The sequence below is a fragment of the Paenibacillus sp. oral taxon 786 str. D14 genome (assembly GCF_000159955.1).
Taxonomy (GTDB): Bacteria; Bacillota; Bacilli; order Paenibacillales; family Paenibacillaceae; genus Fontibacillus; species Fontibacillus phoenicis.
Map to the genome: position 1 here is coordinate 1 of NZ_GG695991.1, position 2,534 is coordinate 2,534.

At 38.4% G+C, this 2,534-nt stretch carries 3 protein-coding genes; 2 read left to right on the forward strand and 1 reads right to left on the reverse strand.

The features are described 5' to 3' along the window. Nucleotides 1–69 precede the first annotated feature (69 nt). The gene (locus POTG_RS19130) at nucleotides 70–363 is read left to right on the forward strand and encodes a DNA-3-methyladenine glycosylase I (RefSeq protein WP_009226494.1); all 294 of its coding nucleotides are present in this window, start codon (nucleotides 70–72) and stop codon (nucleotides 361–363) included. A 439-nt stretch (nucleotides 364–802) separates the two neighbouring features. Here POTG_RS19130 and POTG_RS19135 read toward each other — a convergent pair whose 3' ends face one another. Next, nucleotides 803–1,498: a hypothetical protein gene (locus POTG_RS19135; RefSeq protein ID WP_009226495.1), complete on the reverse strand. Its 696-nt coding sequence runs from the start codon at nucleotides 1,496–1,498 to the stop codon at nucleotides 803–805. 103 nt (nucleotides 1,499–1,601) lie between these two features. Here POTG_RS19135 and POTG_RS19140 point away from each other — a divergent pair, with 103 nt between their 5' ends. Further along, entirely contained in the window at nucleotides 1,602–2,039 is a 438-nt protein-coding gene (locus POTG_RS19140; RefSeq protein ID WP_036646317.1) for a hypothetical protein, read from the forward strand. The last annotated feature ends 495 nt before the right edge of the window (nucleotides 2,040–2,534 follow it).

The following is a 2,534-nucleotide window of genomic DNA, read 5'->3' on the forward strand; positions in this document are numbered from 1 at the left end:
ACACTAAAAAAAGCCGTCCCTTAGCGGGACGACTCCATTTTCCGAATCTTCCTTACTGTACATTTGCTCATGCTCCAGATGCACCAGCACTTTGCCAAATCGGCCGCCTTCTTCTGGAAATACGAGCCCGACCGGAGTCAACTTGCGGAGCCGCAGACAGCATCCACTTCGACGCTATCGATCGCGCTGTCGAAAGAGGACAAAAAGCAAGGCTGGAAATTCGTCGGCCCGACGACGATGTACGCTTTCATGCAAGCGATGGGGTTGTTCAACGATCATGTTGAAGACTGCGTCATTAGGGCAGAGGTTGAGCTCGCGCGCCAACAGTTCCAGCATCCCCGGGCAGTAACCGGCAAACGTTAAGCGGCAGCTGACGCCCTTACCTTTTGTTGGCGATCGACTAAGGGATTACGAACGAAGTCTGCTTTAGAAAGCAAAATAGATCGGGGGAATTAGTCCTGAGAATTGATCAGATCTATTTATTAATTTATAATCGAGCGAATTACATTTGTATAGTATGACCCTTCAATGTAGACTAAAGCTCCCTTATGCATGGGTTGGTCTAGGGACTTAGAATTTGAGTGTAATGTCAAAAATAAGCTTGCATCAGAAGTCGCTCCTAAGTTTAAAACTGAATAAAGTCCAGCGTTGATCCTCGACTTTGATAAGAAAAACGCCCATCACATATCGATGGGCGTCAACGTCGTTAAGTATTATAAATCTATTAGCTAACTAACCTACTACCTAAAGCCTTCCCCCAAAAAAACAAGTATGATTCCTCAATAAGATAAAAATCCAACTATTAGGTTACCGGAAAATTGAATACGAAATTCCAACTCGAATGTGTACCGCGTTGTAATGTTGCCGTAATATTGATACCACAAGCATAAGCGAGACCATATTTCAGAACTGCATCCCAACCCCAATTTCTTACAAGTATCGTATCAGAATCAAATGCATTTAAGGTGTCTTGTTGATTAGTTACAGCCTTGCCTCCATTTGTATAACCAGCACCACCATTTTGTGAAACTAAAATTCGTTTATTAGACACTGTTACAGAGCTGTCGAGTAGATCAAATCTATAATCAATTTTATCCATTCCAACATAAGTAAAGCCATCCTTCGAATAAGAAGTATAATAAATAGTTGCATAGACCTTAAGTGATATACTGTCGTCAGTCTTATTACCAGATTGCGTGTGGGTTGTTGCACTTATTACAGCTTCAGCTTTATATTGTGTGGCAGTTTCGTTGGTTTGGATTCGCATAAAGTCATCTAGCTTTTGTACTTTAATCTCTCCTACTTCAAGTTCGTAAACTTCTCCTGTTTCCAAGTTCTCTAGTTGTCCATTTGCATCAAGGATATTCTTTACCATAAATTCCTCATTATCATGATGGGACTGAACAAATTGATAATTTTCATTATTACCAATTTGTTCAGCATTTGCAATCGAACCATAAGAAGTAACTAATAAGACGGAACTAAGAAAAAGAATCATTTTTTCTCAAAAACATGTAAACTTTAGGTTATAATTACAATTTTATTATATACCAATATTGAAAATATTGGTAGTGTTAAATTACAAAATTTGGGAGGTAACTATGAAAATCAAATTTGGTCTTGTTTTATTAATTTTTATTTTTGTATTCGTTGGGTGTAATAGTAATCCTAAGCAGGAAACTGACAATAAAATAAGCAAGGAGATCATTTCTTTACAAGGACAAAGTGACCATTGGACGGCTAATTATACTATAAGAGAGACTGAAAAAAGTTCCGAAGCATCGAAATATTTGCTCCAATGTACTATTGAACCACGCAACTCTAAAGAATTGATTTTTGATGTCGCTTATAATATAGCTAGTCCCAGTAACGTTTCTCAACTAAGTGGAACTATAACTTCTGAGACTGATAGTTACCTCAGTGATAAGGTCATTTCTCCTTCAATAGACACCAACTTCTTGCCAAGGAAAGGGGAGGATATCATCATTACAATTAAATGGAATAAGAAGTTTGAAGAGAAGATTGTTCTCACACCTTAAAAATTTTCGAGAAAACAAGTTGCTTGATAAGATGTTGGAGAAACTCGATTATAAAATCGAGCTATTTAATAACTTATAAGACTCTAAGAAGTTGCAATAGCACGTGTATTTTCAGTCTCTTGCTCACTTCGACAGAAAAACTTGCCGATAATTGGGGTAAGGTTCTCCGTATCAACTATAGAGCGAAATCGAAGGCACCCGATTGGGTGCCTCAGCTGGTTGAAACGGGTATTGGGAATGGTGAACTTACACTAGTGAAGGACATAACGCTCGGCTCACTAACGGAATCGACTTGTCCCTTTCTAGCATGTGCTTTTGCTTGTGTGGAGGTTAATGACATTTCAAACACTTCAAAGATTGTTTTTGGGATTCTCATTTCTTTAGACGAAAAACAATTGCATTATTCATCGGCCTAATTGTTCAATAAGCCCGAATCACAGAAACGGCTGGCGTCATTTTTATCGATTTTGCAATCCATTAGGATCACTGAATAAG